Origin of the sequence: uncultured Chryseobacterium sp. (assembly GCF_936933875.1) — a bacterium.
Classification (GTDB): domain Bacteria; phylum Bacteroidota; class Bacteroidia; order Flavobacteriales; family Weeksellaceae; genus CAKZIK01.
In genome coordinates this window covers 1-19,766 of the sequence record NZ_CAKZIK010000026.1, presented here as the reverse complement: position 1 = coordinate 19,766, position 19,766 = coordinate 1, and the positions used below count along the sequence as shown (strand labels likewise).

Annotated in this window: 14 protein-coding genes and 1 tRNA gene; 8 read left to right on the top strand and 7 right to left on the bottom strand. The window is 34.6% G+C overall.

The window, feature by feature from the left end; genetic code table 11:
* Positions 1–3 precede the first annotated feature (3 nt).
* On the bottom strand, positions 4–1,674 hold the full coding sequence (locus tag Q0252_RS04195; protein WP_297984130.1) for a GAF domain-containing protein: 1,671 nt from the start codon (positions 1,672–1,674) through the stop codon (positions 4–6).
* A 142-nt stretch (positions 1,675–1,816) separates the two neighbouring features.
* Between Q0252_RS04195 and Q0252_RS04190 the strand changes: the two genes are divergently transcribed.
* Together Q0252_RS04190 and Q0252_RS04185 are read left to right on the top strand one after the other, a co-directional pair.
* Positions 1,817–2,854 (top strand): acyl-CoA reductase, encoded by a 1,038-nt coding sequence (locus Q0252_RS04190; RefSeq protein WP_297984128.1) that lies wholly within the window; start codon positions 1,817–1,819, stop codon positions 2,852–2,854.
* A gap of 10 nt (positions 2,855–2,864) precedes the next feature.
* Complete coding sequence (locus Q0252_RS04185; RefSeq protein WP_297984126.1) at positions 2,865–3,713, top strand: aldose 1-epimerase family protein; 849 nt, start codon at positions 2,865–2,867, stop codon at positions 3,711–3,713.
* A gap of 169 nt (positions 3,714–3,882) precedes the next feature.
* Here the strand turns inward: Q0252_RS04185 and Q0252_RS04180 are convergent, their stop codons facing one another.
* Entirely contained in the window at positions 3,883–4,197 is a 315-nt protein-coding gene (locus Q0252_RS04180; protein ID WP_297984124.1) for a DUF4286 family protein, read from the bottom strand.
* Between the two features lie 267 nt (positions 4,198–4,464).
* Between Q0252_RS04180 and gyrA the strand changes: the two genes are divergently transcribed.
* Positions 4,465–7,140, top strand: a complete 2,676-nt coding sequence (gene gyrA, locus Q0252_RS04175; protein WP_297984122.1) for a DNA gyrase subunit A — start codon at positions 4,465–4,467, stop codon at positions 7,138–7,140.
* Positions 7,141–7,165: 25 nt separating this feature from the next.
* Positions 7,166–8,545 (top strand): tetratricopeptide repeat protein, encoded by a 1,380-nt coding sequence (locus Q0252_RS04170; protein WP_297984120.1) that lies wholly within the window; start codon positions 7,166–7,168, stop codon positions 8,543–8,545.
* Positions 8,546–8,591: 46 nt separating this feature from the next.
* On the opposite strand, the gene Q0252_RS04165 is transcribed toward Q0252_RS04170, so the two are convergent.
* Complete coding sequence (locus Q0252_RS04165) at positions 8,592–9,245, bottom strand: metal-dependent transcriptional regulator (RefSeq protein WP_297984183.1); 654 nt, start codon at positions 9,243–9,245, stop codon at positions 8,592–8,594.
* 244 nt (positions 9,246–9,489) lie between these two features.
* Here Q0252_RS04165 and rsmG point away from each other — a divergent pair, with 244 nt between their 5' ends.
* Positions 9,490–10,125 carry a 16S rRNA (guanine(527)-N(7))-methyltransferase RsmG gene (rsmG, locus tag Q0252_RS04160; protein WP_297984117.1) on the top strand — a complete coding sequence of 212 codons (636 nt, stop codon included), beginning with the start codon at positions 9,490–9,492 and terminating at the stop codon, positions 10,123–10,125.
* Positions 10,126–10,182: 57 nt separating this feature from the next.
* Positions 10,183–12,876: a PD-(D/E)XK nuclease family protein gene (locus Q0252_RS04155; protein ID WP_297984116.1), complete on the top strand. Its 2,694-nt coding sequence runs from the start codon at positions 10,183–10,185 to the stop codon at positions 12,874–12,876.
* A 105-nt stretch (positions 12,877–12,981) separates the two neighbouring features.
* On the opposite strand, the gene Q0252_RS04150 is transcribed toward Q0252_RS04155, so the two are convergent.
* The 3 genes from Q0252_RS04150 to Q0252_RS04140 form a co-directional block, all read right to left on the bottom strand.
* The gene (locus tag Q0252_RS04150; protein ID WP_297984114.1) at positions 12,982–14,163 is read right to left on the bottom strand and encodes an acyl-CoA dehydrogenase family protein; all 1,182 of its coding nucleotides are present in this window, start codon (positions 14,161–14,163) and stop codon (positions 12,982–12,984) included.
* A gap of 33 nt (positions 14,164–14,196) precedes the next feature.
* Positions 14,197–14,955, bottom strand: a complete 759-nt coding sequence (locus tag Q0252_RS04145) for an NUDIX domain-containing protein (RefSeq protein WP_297984112.1) — start codon at positions 14,953–14,955, stop codon at positions 14,197–14,199.
* 322 nt (positions 14,956–15,277) lie between these two features.
* On the bottom strand, positions 15,278–15,958 hold the full coding sequence (locus Q0252_RS04140) for a hypothetical protein (RefSeq protein ID WP_297984110.1): 681 nt from the start codon (positions 15,956–15,958) through the stop codon (positions 15,278–15,280).
* Positions 15,959–16,211: 253 nt separating this feature from the next.
* On the opposite strand from Q0252_RS04140, the gene Q0252_RS04135 reads away from it, so the two are divergent.
* A tRNA-Ser gene (locus Q0252_RS04135) sits at positions 16,212–16,296 on the top strand.
* Positions 16,297–16,599: 303 nt separating this feature from the next.
* On the opposite strand, the gene Q0252_RS04130 is transcribed toward Q0252_RS04135, so the two are convergent.
* Positions 16,600–17,142 (bottom strand): antirestriction protein ArdA, encoded by a 543-nt coding sequence (locus Q0252_RS04130; protein WP_297984108.1) that lies wholly within the window; start codon positions 17,140–17,142, stop codon positions 16,600–16,602.
* A 354-nt stretch (positions 17,143–17,496) separates the two neighbouring features.
* On the opposite strand from Q0252_RS04130, the gene Q0252_RS04125 reads away from it, so the two are divergent.
* Positions 17,497–19,766: P-loop NTPase fold protein (locus tag Q0252_RS04125; protein WP_297984106.1), on the top strand; the 2,270-nt coding region annotated here is incomplete at its 3' end.

The window sequence follows — 19,766 nt, the reverse complement described above, 5'->3', positions numbered from 1 at the left end:
TTTTTATGAATATTTTTTCATTATGCGGTACAAATTTGCAAGTTCTTCTTTCTTTGCGTCGTAAACCTCTGAATTACTTTCCAAATTTTTGATGCCTGTAATGAGTTTCTGCATTTTCACAACATATTCTTCCAAATGATCAATGTTTCCTGTAATTTCGGTACCGGGATTTAAATCATCTCCATTCAAATTGATAAACTCATCATATTCTTCCAAAAGATCTTTAATTTTTCTGATTTTTTCTTCCGAACTTTTATCCCATGGTAAAGACTTTCCTTTAATATTTTCACTAAAAACATCAAAGGATTGTCTTGGTGAAACAGCAGTTCTCCATTCACCGTAATAATTTATCTTTTCCAAATGTTTTTCGTCTTTTCCAGCCCACGAAATTTTGTTCTGAAATTCTTTTCGGAACCAAATTATGGTTTGGTTCTTAGCAGAATCGAGCTTACATATGCAAACTCCTGCTGAGTTTTCATCCAGGTTGAGCTCTTCTCCAAAATCTTTCATAAAACTGTCGCTTATAAAAATATTTTCAACGTTGGTTTTACACCAATCCAAAATATTTTCCACAATATTATCCGAAGGTACATTTCCTATTTTGGTCCATATTCCATTGTTAAAATAAGCTATACCGTCGCTTTCTAAGAGTTGATTAAATTTTTCCGTATAAGTTTCTGTACTTTTCCTTTTATTTTGGTTTACAAAAAATTTAGATTTTAAAGCAGAAAGTTCCTTTTCAAATTTAATATTATCCTTGTACCGTGTTTTATCGTTAATAAGTTCAGCACTGTTAGTTGCCAATATCGTAAATACTCCGGCCTGAATTCTGCTGTAAAGGTCGATATGTTTTACTTCAACGTTTTGGCAGGTAATCAATCCCCAAAGTTTATTTTTAATAATAATCGAAATACTGAAACTGGAAGCTACCCCTGCATTTTTTAGGTAAACTGCATGTATAGGAGACATAGCACGAAATGAAGAGTAGGTAAGATCTAACTTTTCCTGCCTGGCAGAAATTATTTTACAAGGAATACTGTAAATATTACTGAAAATTCTTTTTGTGCTCTTTAGATAAAGCTCTCGTGCTTGTTTGGGTATATCGCTTTCCGGGTAGTATAAATTAAGATAACTGTCGAAATTATCATTTTTAGTTTCTGCAATTACTTTCCCGGAACCATCTTCAAGGAATTGATAAACCATTACACGATCATATTGCGTAATCCTGAAAATATTTTGAGTAAGATCCTGCCAAACAGAAATTTCATCATCAAAAATTTTGGTGTTCTCGATGGAATGAAAGATGTCAACATTTTTCAGTACAGAAGCCGTAAACTGTTCTATTTCTATAAAAAGATATTTTTCATGCTTAAAAATGGTAAGGTGATATTTCTTTCTGTTGATGGTAATTTCACCAATGAGTTTTCTTCCTTCATCCACTTTACCGGTAAGTTCGCTATAAATTTTAGATTCAATAATTTCGTAAAAAACATCGTAGAAATGAGAGAATGATGTGTTTAGCAATTCTTCCTCTTCAATATCAAAAATTTCAGAAAGATTTTCACTGTAGAATTCTATGCTTCGCGTTTTATAATCAAGACCAATAAGGTACCCGAAGGATTGAATGTGTTCAGGATTGTGTATCTGCTCTTTGTGGCACTCGGAATAATCCATTTATTATGTTAAATTAATACGCAAAAATAATATTATTAATTAAATCACACCAATAGCTCAGGCAATGGAGCAGAATTATTTTTTTTATCTTCCATTTGCTTTGTTTTTAATTGCTTTATTTTGCACAAACATTTTCCAAAATATGGACAGAGCAAAACAAATTACAGGATTGGCAAAATTGGGAAACTTCTTTAAGTCTTTTCTGGATAAAAATCCTGAACAATTTGATAACGACCAAGAAGAACTTTCGGCAATACTACGACGTTCAGAAACAGAAAATCCATGGTTTACACAGGAAAATCAAAGATTTGCTTTGAAACAGTGGGCTAATTTGTTAACCGAAGAAAATTTAGAAAATTGGCTTCAACATTATCAGGTTTCAAAGTTTTCAAAAAAAGTAGGTTTAATTTTAGCTGGAAATATTCCGATGGTGGGTTTTCACGATGTTATTTCTGTGGTTTTCAGCAATCATATTCCTGTGATTAAACTTTCATCAAAAGACCGCTGGATTTTACCTTTTATTCTTAAAAAATGGAATGAACTTTCAGAAGGAAATGTCGATTATGAACTGGTTGAAAAATTAGAAATTTTTGATGCTGTAATCGCAACAGGAAGCAATAATACTGCGCGTTATCTGGAATATTATTTTAAAAATAAATTGAGCATCATCCGTAAAAACAGAACATCCATTGCAGTTTTGAAAGGTGATGAAACGGATGAAGAATTACAACTTTTGTCTGAAGATATTTTCCGTTATTTTGGATTGGGTTGTAGAAATGTGACGCGAATTTTAATTCCTGAAGATTTTAAAATTGACAGACTTTTTGAGAATTTTTTGCATTTTAAAGACATCATTAATCACCACAAATATGCCAACAATTACGATTATAACCGCGCTGTTTATCTGTTGAATATGGAGCAGTTTTGGGACAATAATTTTGTGATGCTGAAAGAGGATGAAAAGCTATTCAGTCCGCTTTCTGTGATTAATTTTTCGAGGTATAAAAATATCGAAGAAGTTCAGAAATTTATTGAAGAAAATGAACAGGATATTCAGGCTGTAGTTGCAAAACCGGATTTGGTAATTGAAGGTTCAGTGGGTTTAGGAGAAGCGCAAAATCCTTCTTTGGATACTTATGCAGATCACGTGGATACGATGAAATTTTTGGAAGTTATTTAATTTTTTTTAGATGAAAACAACCATTCAGAATCAGTTTTTAAGAGCTGAAATCAAACATAAAGGAGCTGAACTTTCTTCTTTAATCAAAGAAGGAAAAAATTATATCTGGGATATTGATACCCAGTTTTGGGACAAAACTTCACCTGTACTTTTTCCGATTATTGGTGGTTTAAAAGACGATACTTTTGAATTTGAAGGTCAGAAATATCAGTTGCCTCGTCATGGTTTTGCTCGGGAAATGGATTTTGAAGTAACTGAAAAATCTGAAAACTCAGTTGTTTTTTCATTGAAATATTCGGATGAAACTTTGAAGATTTTTCCTTTTGATTTTGAGCTTATTATTGGTTATTATTTGAATGAGAATTCCATCACCATAAAATATTCCGTTATCAATCATTCTGATAAGAAAATGTATTATTCCATTGGAGCACATCCAGCTTTTAGAATTGATGGAAATTTCGAAGATTACGCATTGAAATTTGATGATTCTACGTCACTAACTACTCATAAACTCTGTGATAATTTATTTTCGGGAGAAACAGTTCAGATTGATTTGAATGATAAAATTTTGCCTTTAAATTATGACTTATTCGCCAAAGATGCGATTGTTCTAAAAAATTCGACAACGAAATCTTTGACGATTTTGAGAGACAGTCAGCCTTTGTTTAAAGTTAATTTTCCTGATTTTACTTATCTCGGAATTTGGACAAAAAAAGACGCACCGTTTATCTGTATCGAACCTTGGTTGGGAATTGCGGATAATCACAATCATTCCGGAAAAATTGAAGAAAAAGAAGGAATTCAGGTTTTGGATGGAAAAGCAAGTGCTGTTTCTGAATGGAAGGTTGAAATTTTCTAAAAATTCTGGCAGATTAGGCAAATTTGGTAGATTTTTTTTGAATAACGCTTTTGAAAAGGTAAATTCAGCGTAAAATATTGTATAAAATTTCGGCGGCACTAAAGGTGTTACCGAAATTTATTTTATTTGAAAAAAAATCCGCTCAATCTGCTTAATCTGCGAGAGCATTCTAAAATCTCGAACTATTAGGGTTCAAAAAAGTTTTGAAAATCATCACTTCATTTCCAAATTTCCCTTCGATTCTTTCCGTAATATTTTTCAATTCGATTCCAATAAAATCTTCACGTTTGTCTTCATCATCAAAAACAAGCAAAAGATTGGTGTTTTTACCTTCGTTAATCATTTCGCTTTCGACTTCAGAAAGGATGTATTTTTCAACATCCATTAGGTTTTCAACCATTAGTTTCAGCTCATCGTTCATGTAATTTTCCCATTCTTTTGTGGCAGATGCTGTGGAGTGGAAAGTAAGGCTTAAAACGCTCATAATTTTTTTAGTTTGAAATTATTAGAAAAGGTTTGATGTCGTTTGAAAATTGGCTTCGTTTTTTGCTTGAAAAGAGAGTTTTCTCACCATTATCAAACTATATCAAAACCACTTCAAACTTTATCAAATTTTTAAGTGTTTTGTGGATAAGTTCCGGGGCAAAAATCGGTAATTTTTTCGTAAATTAGCACGTTATTAAAAATTGTAATTAAAGAAATCTCAGATTAGGATTTAATAGTCTGATTTTCAATTTGTTAAAAGCTATATATGAATAAAGAAGGAGAAAGGTTAATTCCTATTAACATCGTTGATGAAATGAAGTCTTCTTACATCGATTATTCGATGTCGGTAATTGTTTCCAGAGCATTACCGGATGTAAGAGACGGTCTTAAGCCAGTTCACAGAAGAGTTTTATACGGCATGTATGGACTTGGCGTTTTTTCAAACAGAAAATATTTAAAATCGGCGAGAATCGTTGGTGATGTTCTTGGTAAATATCACCCGCACGGAGATTCATCGGTTTACGATGCCATGGTTCGTATGGCGCAGCCTTGGAGTTTGCGTTATCCGCAAGTTGACGGACAGGGTAACTTCGGTTCGATGGATGGAGATCCACCTGCAGCAATGCGTTATACCGAAGCAAGACTGAAAAAAATCTCTGACGAAATTCTTGCAGATCTAGACAAAGAAACGGTAGATTTCCAAAATAACTTTGATGATTCCTTAACGGAACCTACGGTACTTCCTACAAAAATTCCAAATCTTTTGGTGAACGGAGCTTCCGGAATCGCGGTTGGTATGGCGACAAATATGGCGCCTCACAACCTTTCTGAAGTCGTGGACGGAATCTGTGCATACATCGACGACAGAGAAGTTACGATTGATGATTTAATGAAACACATCATCGCGCCGGATTTCCCAACAGGTGGAATTATCTACGGTTACGACGGTGTTCGCGATGCTTTCCACACAGGTCGCGGTAGAATTGTGCTACGTGCGAAAGTAAATTTCGAAGAAATTGGAAACCGAAGCGCAATTATCGTTACCGAAGTTCCTTACCAAGTGAACAAGGCAGAAATGATTGCCAGAACTGCGGAACTCGTTAAGGAAGAAAAAATTCCTGGAATCCACGAAATCCGTGACGAGTCGGACAGAAGAGGTCTTCGTGTTGTTTACGAACTGAAAAACGACGCAATTCCAAACGTAGTTCTGAACTTATTGTATAAATATACAGCGCTTCAGACTTCTTTCAGTGTGAACAATATCGCATTGGTAAAAGGAAGACCGGAACAGCTAAATTTAAAGCAAATTATTCATCATTTTGTTGACCACCGTCATGAAGTGATTGTTCGCAGAACAGAATACGAACTGAAAAAAGCCAAAGAAAGAGCGCATATTTTAGAGGGATTCATGAAGGTGATTGCTTCACAAGATACTCTTGACAAAGCAATCGCTATTATCCGTAAAGCCGCAACACCGCAGGAAGCGAAGGAAGGTTTGATGGAAGAATTCGAACTTTCGGATATTCAGGCACAGGCCATTTTGGATTTAAGATTGGCGAGACTAACCGGAATGGAGCTCGACAAAATCCGTGCAGAATATGAAGAAATTATGGCGTTAATTAAAGATTTGGAAGATATTTTGAGCAACGAGCCAAGACGGTACCAAATCATTAAAGACGAATTGCTTGAAGTAAAAGAAAAATACGGCGACGAAAGAAGAACTGAAATCGATTATGCAGGTGGAGATATGTCTATCGAAGATTTCATTCCAAACGAAACCGTTGTTTTAACGATTTCTCACGCCGGTTATATCAAGAGAACTTCGCTTTCAGAATATAAAATTCAAAGCAGAGGGGGAGTTGGAAATCGTGCTGCAACAACAAGGGACGAGGATTTCTTGGAGTACATCGTTTCCGCAACCAACCACCAATATATGTTATTCTTCACTGAAAAAGGAAAATGTTACTGGTTAAGAGTTTTCGAAATTCCTGAAGGTTCCAAAACTGCAAAAGGAAGAGCTGTTCAAAACTTAATTAATATTGAACCGGACGATAAAATCAAAGCCTACATCAGAACGAATGATTTGAAGGATGTTGATTACGTAAATTCAATGTCTGTCGTGATGATTACCAAAAACGGAACGGTGAAGAAAACTTCTCTGGAAGCGTATTCAAGACCGAGAACAAATGGTATTAACGCGATTGAAATCCGTGATAACGACCAATTATTGGGAGCAAAATTAACGAACGGCGATTCTCAAATCATGATTGCTACGAAAAACGGAAAATGTATCCGTTTTGAGGAAGAAAAAGTTCGTGAAGTTGGTCGTGGTTCTATTGGTGTTCGAGGAATTACGCTTGAGGACAACGACGAGGTTATTGGTATGATTGTTGTGAATGATGTGCAGAATGAAACCGTTTTGGTAGTTTCTGAGCGTGGCTACGGCAAGAGAACTGCTGTTGAAGATTACAGAATTACCAACAGAGGTGGAAAAGGAGTTATCACGCTAAATATCACTGAAAAAACGGGTAATCTAATCGCTATTCAGACGGTAACAGACGAAGATGGCTTGATGATTATCAACAAATCGGGAGTTGCCATCAGAATGGGAATGGATTCAATGCGTGTGATGGGTAGAAATACTCAGGGTGTGAAAGTTATCAACCTGAAAAATAACGACGAAATTGCAGCGATTGCCAAAGTTGAGATGGATAAAGAAGTAGAAGAAGAGGAAACTGAAGGCGAAGAAGGAGCTGAAAATCTTCTTGGAGCTGTAAATTCCGATGTAATTGATTTTAAAGATTCACCACAAACCGGAGATAATTCTGTAAGCAACATGGGCGATGCTGAATATTTGAAGAAGGTGGAACTTGAAGAAGAAAAAGAAAACAAAAAGTTAGAACAGGAAAAAGATAAAGAGGAAAGTTCTGACGAAGAATAAAGACAAAATATTAATTTAATAAAAAATGAAAAAATTAATTTTAAGCATGGCTTTGTTATCCGTAACAATTGCTTTTGCGCAGAAAAAGGAAGTTACAGCGGCTTTTAAAGCAGCTCAGTCCGGAGATGTTGCTACTGCAAATACACAATTGGCAGCTGCAGAATCTGTAATGGGTGGCAAAACCGAACTTTTGGAACCTGCTGTTTTGGAACAGTATTATTATGCTAAAGGAATGTCTCTTGTGAAAGCTGGTAAAACGGCTGAAGGTGCACAATATCTTGCTAAAATTTCCGATCTGGGTAAAACTAAAATTTACTCTGGTAAAGACGGAAAAAATAAAGTGTACTATGTTGGGAAAGCCGCAGCAGATGCTTCCGGTATTGCTGGTTTGAAAGAAGAAACTTACGCACCAGCTTTGTCAGGTTCATTTGGAACAATTTTAAATACACCAATTCAGGATGCTAACAAAGCAGCAATGGCAGCTTATGAAGCTAAGAATTACGATGTAGCAGGACCAAAATTCCGTGAAGTTTATGATTTGTTGAAAGCTGTTGGGCAGGATAACAAACAATATTTGTACTACTCAGCAATTACTTATGCAATGTCTAATGACAAAGCTAAAGCAATTGCAACATACAATGATTTGATTAATTCCGGGTATACAGGAGTTGAAACAACTTATACAGCTAAAAATTCAACAGGAACTGTAGAACAGATTGATAAAACACAGTGGGAACTGTTGAAGAAATCTCCTAACTCAGGTTACACAGATTTTAAAACAGAAACTTCCAAAAGTGTTGAGCAGGAATTATACGAAACAAACGTTGCTTTAATGTATGACGCTGCAAAATATGATGATGCAATCGCTTTGGCAGACAAAGGTTTGAATAAATTTCCTTCCAGTGCAAAGCTTTCTGAAATTAAAGGTTTGGCGTTCTACAAATCTGGAAAAACAGATCAGTTCATTAATGCTTTGAAAGAAAGTGTTGCTAAAAATCCTAAAGATAAAGACGCTTGGTACAACCTGGGTGTTTTGGCAAGCAAAGATCCTGCTAAATTGGCTGAAGCTGAAGGTTATTTCAAAAAAGCTATCGAAATCGATCCTAATTATACCAATGCTTACCAGAATTTGACTTATCTGACAATGGATTTGGATAATGATGGTAAAGTTATTGAGCAGTTTAATTCATTAAGAAAAGCGGGTAAAGCATCAGAAGCTAACAAACTTATGGAAGCAAGAAGAGCAAGGTTTGCTAAAGCTTTGCCTTACGCGGAAAAATGGTATGCTTTGGATTCCAATAATATCGATGCAGTATCTTTATTAAAGGGACTTTATCAAACGACGCACAACGATGCTAAGTTTAACGAATTTAAAGCTAAAGAGGCTGCAATGCAGAAGAAATAGTTTTGAGTTCTGTCAATATAAAACCGGAGTTTTTGCTCCGGTTTTTTTATGCTTTTTCTACAAGAAGTTTTTCACAAACCATTTGACTTAAAATTTCTTCACGACCTAGATATTTTACTTTCATACTTTTATCGAAAGGTTCGGTTTCTAGGATAGAAATTTCAGTATTGAGGCTTAATTTTTTTTGATTCAAATATTTCAGAAAATCGTTCGGAGACTCCGTTAATGCCGAAAAAATAACTTTTTGTCCTGGTTTGCATTCGCTTAGTTTATGGTATTGGTTTTCTATAATTTTTCCATTTTTATCGGGAATAGGAGAACCATGAGGATCAGTTTTAGGATAATCCAGAAGTTCGTCAATTTTTTCAAAAAAAATCTGAGATTTAATGTGCTCAATCTGTTCGGCGATTTCGTGAACTTCTTCCCAGCCAAAACCCATTTTTTCCACCAAAAACATTTCTGTCAAACGGTGTTTCCTTACCACCAAAGACGCTTCTTTTAAGCCTTTTTCGGTAATTTTTAAAGGCATGTATTTCTCATAAATCACCCAGTTTTTAGCATCAAATTTCTTCATCATATTGTTAACAGAAGGCATTTTGATGTTCAAAAACTTGCTGAGTTCATTAATCGTTACAGTATTTTCATCAGAATTTAAATGAAAAATAGCTTTCAAATAATTTTCTTCGGTAAGAGAATTCATAATTGTTAGAATCAGTTTCATGCAAATCTAACAATTTTAAAACTAAAAGCGCATCAATGAGATAATGCGCTTTCAATCAAAAATAAACTACTATGAATATCTGGGATTTATTGGATTTTCTATAGCAAAGATGTACAGAAATTGATACAAATTCATCAGGAAATCAACTCCAAACGAAAGGGTTTTTTCACTGTTTTTTGTCTTTGCACGTTAGAAACATTATTTTTGCTGAAATTTTCACGCAATGTCGGTAGCATTAATCCTCAAATATTTCCCGGACCTTACAGAAAAACAGAAAGAGCAGTTCACAAAACTGGAATCGCTTTATGGAGAATGGAACGAAAAAATCAATGTTATTTCCCGTAAAGACATGGATTCACTTTATGAAAAACATATTCTTCACTCCTTAGGAATTGCAAAAGTGATGGAATTTGCACCGGACACAAAAGTTCTGGACATCGGAACTGGAGGCGGTTTTCCGGGAATTCCGTTGGCGATTTTATTTCCTGAAACGCAGTTTACATTAATCGATTCAATTGGTAAAAAAATTACGGTAGTCAACGCAGTTGCTGAAGGAATTGGTTTAACAAATCTTACTGCAATCCACGGAAGAGCCGAAAAACTCAAAGAAAAATTTCATTTCGTTGTAAGTCGTGCCGTTACCCAAATGCCGGAATTTTTGCGTTGGCTGAAGGGAAAATTCGAGAAAGAACAGTTTAATCCAAAGCATAACGGTGTTTTGTACCTGAAGGGTGGAGATTTGGCAGAAGAATTGGCCGGAATAAAAGCTGAAATTTATAATCTGAATAAATATTTTGAAGAAGAGTTCTTCGAAACCAAAAAAGTCGTTTATTTATCAAAAGGAAACTTTAATTCATAAGGTTTCAATCTAAAATATTCCGAAATTCTTTGCTAAATTTAGCAGAGAATTTTTTTTATGTCGTTTTTACACAAAATCGTTTCAGAACTGCTTTCGCAAACCGCTGATCTTTCAGAATTTAACATTGTTTTGCCCGGAAAAAGACCTGTGGTTTTTATCCGCAGAATTTTAGCTGAAAAAAAATATTCCGGCCTTCTGCCGAATTTTTATACGGTAGAAGAAATGATTAAGGATATTTCCGGAAAGCAGCAGCTTCAGGGAATAGCGCTGTGGTTGTTTGCTTACGAAGTCTATGCAGAACTTTTTCCGTCCGAAGAATTTTCTGAATTTTTGAAATGGTTCCCGACTTTGCAGAAAGACTGGGACGATATTCTGAAGTTTTCTGAATCCGACACCGCGGTTTTACAGTATATGCTGGACGAAGAACGCATTAAAAATTGGGGTGAAAGTCTTGGGAATGAAGAAGATAATGCAAGAAAGCGAAACCTGAACTTCTGGAAAAAAATGAACGTTTATTTGCCTGTTCTCAAACAAAAACTGAATGAGAAGAACTGGGCAACTTCCGGAATGATACATGAATCGGCGAAAAAACTGGTTCAAAATTTTGCACAGAATACCAACGAAAAATTTGTGTTTTGTGGCTTCAATGCATTTACTCCCGTTGAAGAACTATTGGTAAAAAACCTTTTACAGTGGGACAAAGCACAGTGTTTCTTTCAGGCGGATGATTATTATATGAATGATGAAAAACAGGAAGCCGGAAAATTTCTTCGTTCGCATAAAACCTGGAAGGAATTCAATGAAAGTCGAGATTTCAACTGGATTGAAAATCATTTTTCTAAAAAGAAAAACATCAAAGTTTTTGAAGTGTCGGGAAATATTACCCAAACCAAAATTTTGCCTGAAATTTTTAACGAAATAGATGATTCTAAGCTCAATAATACAGCTGTAGTTTTGTTGGATGAAAACTTGCTTCCGGCAAGTTTGGATGCGCTCGGAACAGTAGAAAAACTGAACATTACGATGGGTTTTCCACTGAAAAATTTGGGTTTTAGCAATGCAGTAAAGCAATTTTTCTATATCCAAAAACATTTGGAAAAGGGCAGTAGTTCTTATTATTACAACGATATTCTTTCCGTTTTGGAGTCGCTTCCCAATCAGAATAATGATGTTGAAATTATCGAAAATTTCAACAGAACTATTCAGGAAAGAAACATGGTGTATCTTTCTTACAACCGTTTGCAGGAACTTTTGGGCGGACTTACGTATTTCAATTTATTTGAAAAAGCAAAAGATGTAAATGAATATCTGGATCTGCTGACGAATTTCTGCTTCCAGCTGAAGTTTGCAGAGTTGGATGATATTCAGTTTGAAAATATCTCACATTTCGAAAAGAGTTTTAAAATCATTAAAAATCAAACGGCTTCCTATCGTTTTCCAATCAAGATGGAAACGTTGGAAGTGCTTGTTAATCAATTAGTAAACTCAGAAACCATTGACTTCCAGGGAGAACCTTTGCAAGGTTTGCAAATTATGGGATTGCTCGAAACGCGTTTGCTGAATTTTAAAAACACCATTATGCTTTCCGTTAATGAAGGTAAATTGCCACTCGGAAATACGCAGAACACTTATCTTCCTTTCGATGTGCGCAAAACTTACGGAATGCACACTTTCCTTGAAAATGACAGTATTTATGCGTATCATTTCTACAGATTATTGCAGGAAAGTGAGAATATTTATCTCCTTTTCAATGCTTTAACTTCGGGTGTAAATACCGGCGAAAAGTCAAGGTTTATTGCTCAACTCGAAATGGAAAGTCCACACCAAATTGAGGAAATCGTTATTGAAAATTCTTCAGAACCCATTGAATCGGCTCCAATTCACATTGATAAAACACCCGCAGTTTTACAATTACTGGAAGAATGGAAAGGCAGAATTTCGGCTTCACATTTAACCAATTATCTGTACGACCCGGCTCAGTTTTATTTTAATTATGTGCTGAAAACGAAAGAAGCAGACGAAATTGAAGAAGAACTTTCGCAAAGAAATTACGGAAATTTAGTGCATTATTCACTTCAATTTCTTTATGAAGTAGTGAAAGGTAAAATTCTAAAAATAAGTGATTTAGAAAATTTACTTCAACAAACAGATGAAGCTTTAAATTTTGCCATTGAAAAGCTCAAACATCAACCGGAATTCTATTCGAAAGGAATGAACTACGTTCATATGTCCATCGCAAAACGGGTTGTGGAAAATATTATTTCCTACGATTTGGAACTCTTGAAAAATGGTCACGCTTTGGAAATTATAGACCTTGAAAGAAAGATTGAAGATGTAGAATTTTTCCTGGATGAGGAAAAACAAAATCCTGTAAAATTCTTCGGGTATATTGACAGAATCGACCGTCTCGATGGAGAACTTCGTGTTATCGATTACAAAACCGGAAAAGCTAAATATTTGGTTTTAAAACCAAAACGTGGAGAAACAGATTTCTACATGACTGATAATCATAAAATGGCGCTTCAGCTGTGCATTTACCTGTATTACATCAAAACTTCTTCAGAATTTAAAAATGCAGATGCTGTCGCAGGAATCTGGAGTTTTGCAGAAGTAAATTCCGGAGTTCAGCCTTTAAATTTGGATGTTGTGGATTTGGACAGCGCAATGAATGCCATTAAAGAACTTATTTTAGAAATTCTGAATCCGGAAATTGGGTTTGAGGAAAATGTGAAGGAGGAGTTTTTGTACTGATTTAATCAAAATCTGGAGCACATCCTTGATTTTTTGTTGACGGAACTATAAATCTCCAAAAAGCTTCTCCTGCACTGTTCAAATTTTTTTTTTACATTAATTTTTCTACCCAAACGCATTAAGCCCCGTCACATCCAATCCCGTAATCAGCAGATGTATATCGTGAGTTCCTTCATAAGTAATAACAGATTCTAAATTGGCTGCGTGACGCATCATCGGGAATTCTCCCATAATTCCCATTCCACCTAAAATCTGGCGGGATTCTCTGGCAATGTCAATGGCCATTTTCACGTTGTTGCGTTTCGCCATAGAGATTTGTGATGGAATAGCTTTATGGTCGTTTTTCAGGTTTCCAAGCTGCCAAGAAAGCAATTGGGCTTTGGTAATTTCAGTAACAAATTCTGCTAATTTTTTCTGCTGAAGCTGGAAGGAAGCAATGGGTTTTCCGAACTGTTTTCTTTCTTTGGAATATTGTAGAGCAGTACAATAACAGTCAATCGCAGCACCAATAACGCCCCAGGAAATTCCGTAACGAGCAGAATTCAAGCAGGAAAGCGGTCCTTTCAAACCGGTTACGCCCGGAAGAAGATTTTCCTTTGGAACTTTCACATTGCTGAACACCAATTCTCCAGTTTTAGACGCACGAAGAGACCATTTGTTGTGCGTTTCGGGAGTTGTAAAGCCTTCAAAACTTCTTTCAACAATTAATCCCTGAACTTTTCCTTCTTCATTTTTTGCCCAAACCACGGCGATATCGCACAATGGAGCATTGGTAATCCACATTTTGGCGCCGTTCAGTAAATAATGGTCGCCGTTATCTTTAAAATGCGTTTCCATCGAACTGGGGTCAGAACCATGATTAGGCTCGGTTAAACCAAAAGAACCAATCATTTCACCGGATGCAAGTTTTGGTAAAAATTTTCTTTTCTGTTCTTCCGAACCATATTCGTTAATAGGGAACATCACGAGAGAACTTTGGACAGAAGCGGCAGAGCGAACTGCTGAATCACCGCGTTCTAACTCCTGCATAATAATTCCGTACGAAATTTGGTCTAATCCGGAACCGCCGTATTCCACAGGAATATATGGACCTAAAGCGCCAATTTTCCCCAATTCCTGCATGAGGTTGGGTAAATCCGTGTGGTTTTGTGCAGCTTCGTCGATCTGTGGCATCACAAAACTTTCAACCCAGTCTCTTACAGACTGTCGAATAAGTTTGTGTTCTTCTGTTAAAAGGCTGTCGAGCGCGAAATAATCGGGAATAGTTTGTAGCGGATAATAAGACATGCAAAAAATTTTCCCTAAATTAAACTTTTCCGCTTAATCTAAAAAATTAATTTCGCTTGGTTTAAACTTGTATAAATATGGCGCTTTATTAGCAGAACCGTCGAAGAATTTTTCGAGTCTTTCCAAGGTTTTTAGGCTCAACATTTTCCGCTGAAAATTATTTCTTCTAAATTTTTCTCCCAGAACGCTTTCATATACGGTTTGAAGATCATTCATAGTAAATTTCTCCGGCAAAAGATTGTAGGCAACAATTTGAGTATCAAGGTTTTTACGTAAATGTTCCAAACCAACTTTAATGATTCTATCATGATCGAAAGCCATTTTGGGAAGCTGATCTACATCGAACCATTCGCAGCTTTCGTTCAAGGTATCTGGAAATGTTTCAGCCAAAGAATAATCAATCAAACTGCAGTATCCAACAGTGATGAAACGCTGAAAAATCCAGTGGTCTTTCGGAACTTCAATACCTTTGTTTTTTAAAAGGATTTGATGAACGTTATTTTGAGTACGGTCAATTCTTCCAAAAGTATGAAACTGATCAAGAAATAAATCTTGCAGACGCGTACGCTCAAAAAGCACACGTACTGCAGCTTCGCGCAAATCTTCATCATTAAAAACAAAACCTCCAGGAAGCGACCATAAATCAAGATCATGATACTTCAGCAAAAGAACCTTCATGGAGTCTTTATGGAAGCCGAAAATAGCACAATCCACAGAAATATGCTCAACAAAATTTTTGGTGTCGATGAGATCCTGAAGAGATTGTTTGTTCTTAAAGGCATTTTGTTTCATAGCGCTCCAAAATTAATTATTTTCTTTTTTTGAGACAATATCTTTAAAGAAAAATATTGTTATGCATAAAATAAGTAGAATAGGAACTAAAGCGAATAATGTGTAATTATTACTCCAACATTGTTGAAAAATAAAAGCCATTGACAATGAACCAATAGAACTTCACAAGGAAGAAAATATTACAATAATAGAAACCAAACGTCAATCTCTGGATTGAAGGTAAAGCAACGAAACTTTCGGCTCCTGCACATTCAATTCAGACTGTTTTATTATAGTTTACTTTTTTGTAAAACAGGAGAGCAACCTTTTGGGTTGCTCTTTTTTATTTCTTTTTAGCAACTGTTTTTGATGCTGCTTTCTTTCGTGCTTCCGTTTCTTGCAGTGTTTCTGCTTCCTTAGCTTCAGTGGTAGTTTTTACTTCCTTTTTGGGTTCTGCAGGTTTTGCAGCTGAAGTATTTTCAGCTTTTGTATCAGAAGGTTGAGCAACAGGCGGTGGTGCAACATTTGTTTTAGCTAATGCTTTTTCTACAACATTACATTCTGCCTCATCCAAAACATGTCCACCGTCGAATTTAATCTTTTTATAATCCGCATATCTTGTTCCGGAAGCGTCTAGATTTCCAATTCCTTCCAACAATTTGCCGTCTTTTTTAAGGAACCAAATTTCTCTGGTAGAAGTCGCTCCTTCCGTTTGGAAAGTGTAATCCACTTTAATGGTATCGCCATTTGAAGAACCTACAACATCCCCAAAAGAACTGTCTTTTTGATGGTTTTTGTAATACATTCTTCCGGAAACCGTCCCAAGATTGTCATCCAAACTTACATACAAGGTATCGTTACCAGTTCCTTGGATATAACATTTTTTTGCACCGATAGATTCGTCTTCAACAGTATAGTTGTCTTCAACAGGTGTATTCGTATTGTTTGAAACCGTTTCAGTTTGTTTTTTTTCGCAACTTAAAAATGCAACTGCTACAGATGCAGCTAGAATTATTTTTTTCATAAAGCTAAATTAGTGACTTTTCCAAAATTAGAAAAAATAATCATTAACAGACCAAGAGTAGAGGTTTTTATTGGTTTTTAGGAATTTTTGAAGTATGAACTAACTAAAATAACAGATTACAACAAGTAAATGGTGTTTGTTTTCAGTAACATAGAGCAACAGCGCATAAAAATTACAAAATTTTGAAAATTTTATTTGGTCAAAAGCCAAAACAGTTTTATATTTGCACCACTGAAAACGAAACATCGTTTTTGGAGAGATGGCAGAGTGGTCGATTGCGGCAGTCTTGAAAACTGTTGACTGTAACAGGTCCGGGGGTTCGAATCCCTCTCTCTCCGCAATAAATTAAGGTAATAAGCAGATTTACAGCTTGTTGCCTTTTTTTTATTTTAATAATTTACGACATTTATCCAACATTGGATTTTTTTATTTCAAAGAACACCTTCCAGCTAATATACTAATATATAGAGTATAATCCCATTTTATACATATAGAATAATAAAGAGGTAAAACTTTGTGTCAGTCATTTTCGAATGAATATTCAGGCATTTATATTTCCTTAATCGCTTTTTTATAATTTTTGATAGTGGATAACCCCCATCATTGAAAATAAAAAAGCACCGTTTTTCAGGTGCAATTTTCTAAAGACTTCTAAAATAATATCCGTTTGAACTCGAAAAATCAAACATTAAATCTCTTGCAGTTCTTTCCCAATCTATATAAATATAGCTTGGTAGATTTTTAGGTATATCACCTGTTTCCTCTAAAAGATTTTCAGCAAAATGTATATCAGAATCATATTCCCCATAATAGCTTTCAGAAACCTTTTCAAAAAGTTCATCTATATCTGAGTACTGTCCGAAACAGTCGGAAAAGGCTTCTATCACTTCAAAACCATAATCAAACTCATTGATTTTATCGGCTAAATGGTAGATTTCTCTTGATAAATAGCCTTCACAGATTAAATTTTGATTAATAAAAAATGAACTGCACTCATAATCTGATAGCATAAACTCAGGCTCATCTTCATCTGAGTGAAGTTCAAGCATTGCTTTTTTAAGCTCATCATAATTTGAATAGTCAATAAGTTTCAGCCATCTACCAAAAAGGTTTCCCTCATTATATTTTTTGTAAGTGGACACAAAGATTTGGAAATCATCCAAACAATTTTCTAATTTTGTCATTGTAAAGGTTTTAATTAGCGTTAGAATTTTTCACACTTTCCCCGCTCAATATTCTAGTGTTGACGGGGTTTTTTATTAGAATAAATTGCCCAGATATCGTGCCATAAACGACAAAAAAATTACTTATTTTTTGTAAAATAAAATCTTTGTAAACCATTTACAATCAGCACTTTAAAATATTCAAAAAGTTCAAATCTGATAAACTTATAGAGAAAATAAAAGAGCTCACTTTTTAGAGCTAAGGGGGTACCTAGAAAACTGAGTTTTGTCTATGGGGGTTTTGGTTTAGATACTCTCTCACTCTCAACATATAGAATAGTCGATAAATTCTTAATAGATTTGTAAAAATAGAATATGAAACAACTCTACAAGTACCGACATTTTGGATTAATAATTCTCCTGTTTTTCTTATTTAAAGATTACTTTTTACCACTTTACCAAAAATATATCGTAGAAGTTTTTTTAAGAAAATTCAATCAATCAGCTATTTCTGACATTATTATAGGCGGATGTGCAATTTTGATAATTATTTGGGCTTGTCAAAAAATCCGAAACAGATTTTATTTTAAGCCCGAATTCGTTGTTTATTCTGCAATTTTTTTTATCGTGTACATTTGGGTAAACAAGAATTATTCTGATGACTTACTCAATACGCACTTTAGCTCGAATTTATTTTATGCTGACATAATCTATTTAATCACGATTGTTCCATTTGTTATAAAGCTAGGTTTTTGGGCTTCAAGTAAGGATAAAAGGGTCATTAAGTCGAACCTTTATAATGATTCTCCTATTTCAAACCCATCGGATGATATTTTGAATCGAAAACAGAATGCTTTGCAGGTTTCAAGGTTGATAAGAAATAATAAATCTGAATCCTCATTGGCTGTTGGGATAGTTGGAGAATGGGGAAATGGAAAGACATCGTTTATGAATTTTGTGGAAGATTCCTTTAAAGATGATAAAGATTACATTATTGTTCATTTTAATAGTTGGTTAAATATTTCGGTACATTCCATTATCAGTGATTTCTTTAGTACAGTTGAGAAAAAAATCCGAACTCATAGTGTGGATATTTCTAAGGATATAAAAAAGTACGGGAATAATGTACTATCAATAAGCAAAACATCTACTGCGGAAACACTCTTAAACGCTGTTAAAATCATACCTGATAGCAACTTATCAGACGATTTTGATAATATTAATCAACTGTTGAACAAATTGGATAAAAAAGTGATTGTTTTTTTTGATGATTTGGATAGATTACAACCCAACGAAGTATTTGAAGTTTTGAAACTCATAAGAAATACAGCATCCTTTGATGTTTTTAATTATGTTGTTGGATACGACAAAGATTATCTAATTAAGGCGTTGGAAAAAAACAATATTCCTTATCCTGAGAAGTATTGTGAGAAGATATTTTTAAAGGAATTTCCGCTTCCACCTATTAGAACGAGAGAAATTAATAATTTCATCAAAACAGGTGTACAAAACATTATCGAGGGCAACAGTAAGGAAGTTGAGGAATTTTTCGAGTACGAGGAATCCTACAGATTCTACAATAATGAGAACTTGTTTGAATCAATAAACAATATCAGAAATGCCAAACGCTTTTTGAACGAATTTATAGTCAGTATTGAAAAAGTAAAAGACGAAGTTTTTATCCCTGATTTTGTTTTAGTAAAATTACTAAAGTTTTCATATTATGAAGTTTACAAACTTTTATTCAACAAAAGTAATTACATTGAAACCAAAGATGATGGATTTAGTGGTGCTGCTAAATACACGCACTATCGACTTAAAAAAATGGAGGGTAAAAATGAATCGTTTGGATTTGCAACGAAAAATTTTGACAATTCTATAATTAAAGATGATATCACTTCATTGGAAATTTATAGTGAAAAGGAGATAAAATCTATCGGCAGGATTTTAGAGAGGTTATTTAATCCACAAATGAATAAAACCAATCATAATGCAATTTCCTATGGTCAAAATTATTACAGATATTTTCAGGATGAAATTTCCGATTCTGCATTTACAAATTCAGAATTTACGAAATTTATGAATGGCTCGTATGCTGAAAAAACCGCAATTATTGATGAAGCGGCTATTTCTGACAGATTGGGAGGATTGATGCTTTTCATTTATAAAGTGAATATTTTGGAACATATTCAAGGTAGACAGAAATACGAAGATTTCATCAAAGCATTGTTCTACATAACGGGGACTAAACCTAGCACGAACTATCTAAACTATAACGGATTGGATTTTGAATTCTTAGATGGCTGTATTCATAACCACAAAAATATCATCGTTTCAAAATTCAATTATAGAGATGTTGATGAGCTGAAATCATTTTACAATTCTGTATTTTACCAAGAAAAGAAAAATTATGATTTTGAAGCAGACTACGTTAAGCATTTATATGATAGAAGCGGTACAAGTAGTAATGTAATTATTCCTTTTACAAGGGAAGAAATGGAGGAGTATCTACGTTTTTGCTTTGATAAAAAAGCAGCATTAGTTACTGGAATTGATGACGATTTTTGGAACTGTTATAGACTGTGTACTGTGAAGGATTGGATTAAGACTAATTCAAATTCATGGTCTGGCTCTAAAAAAGTAAT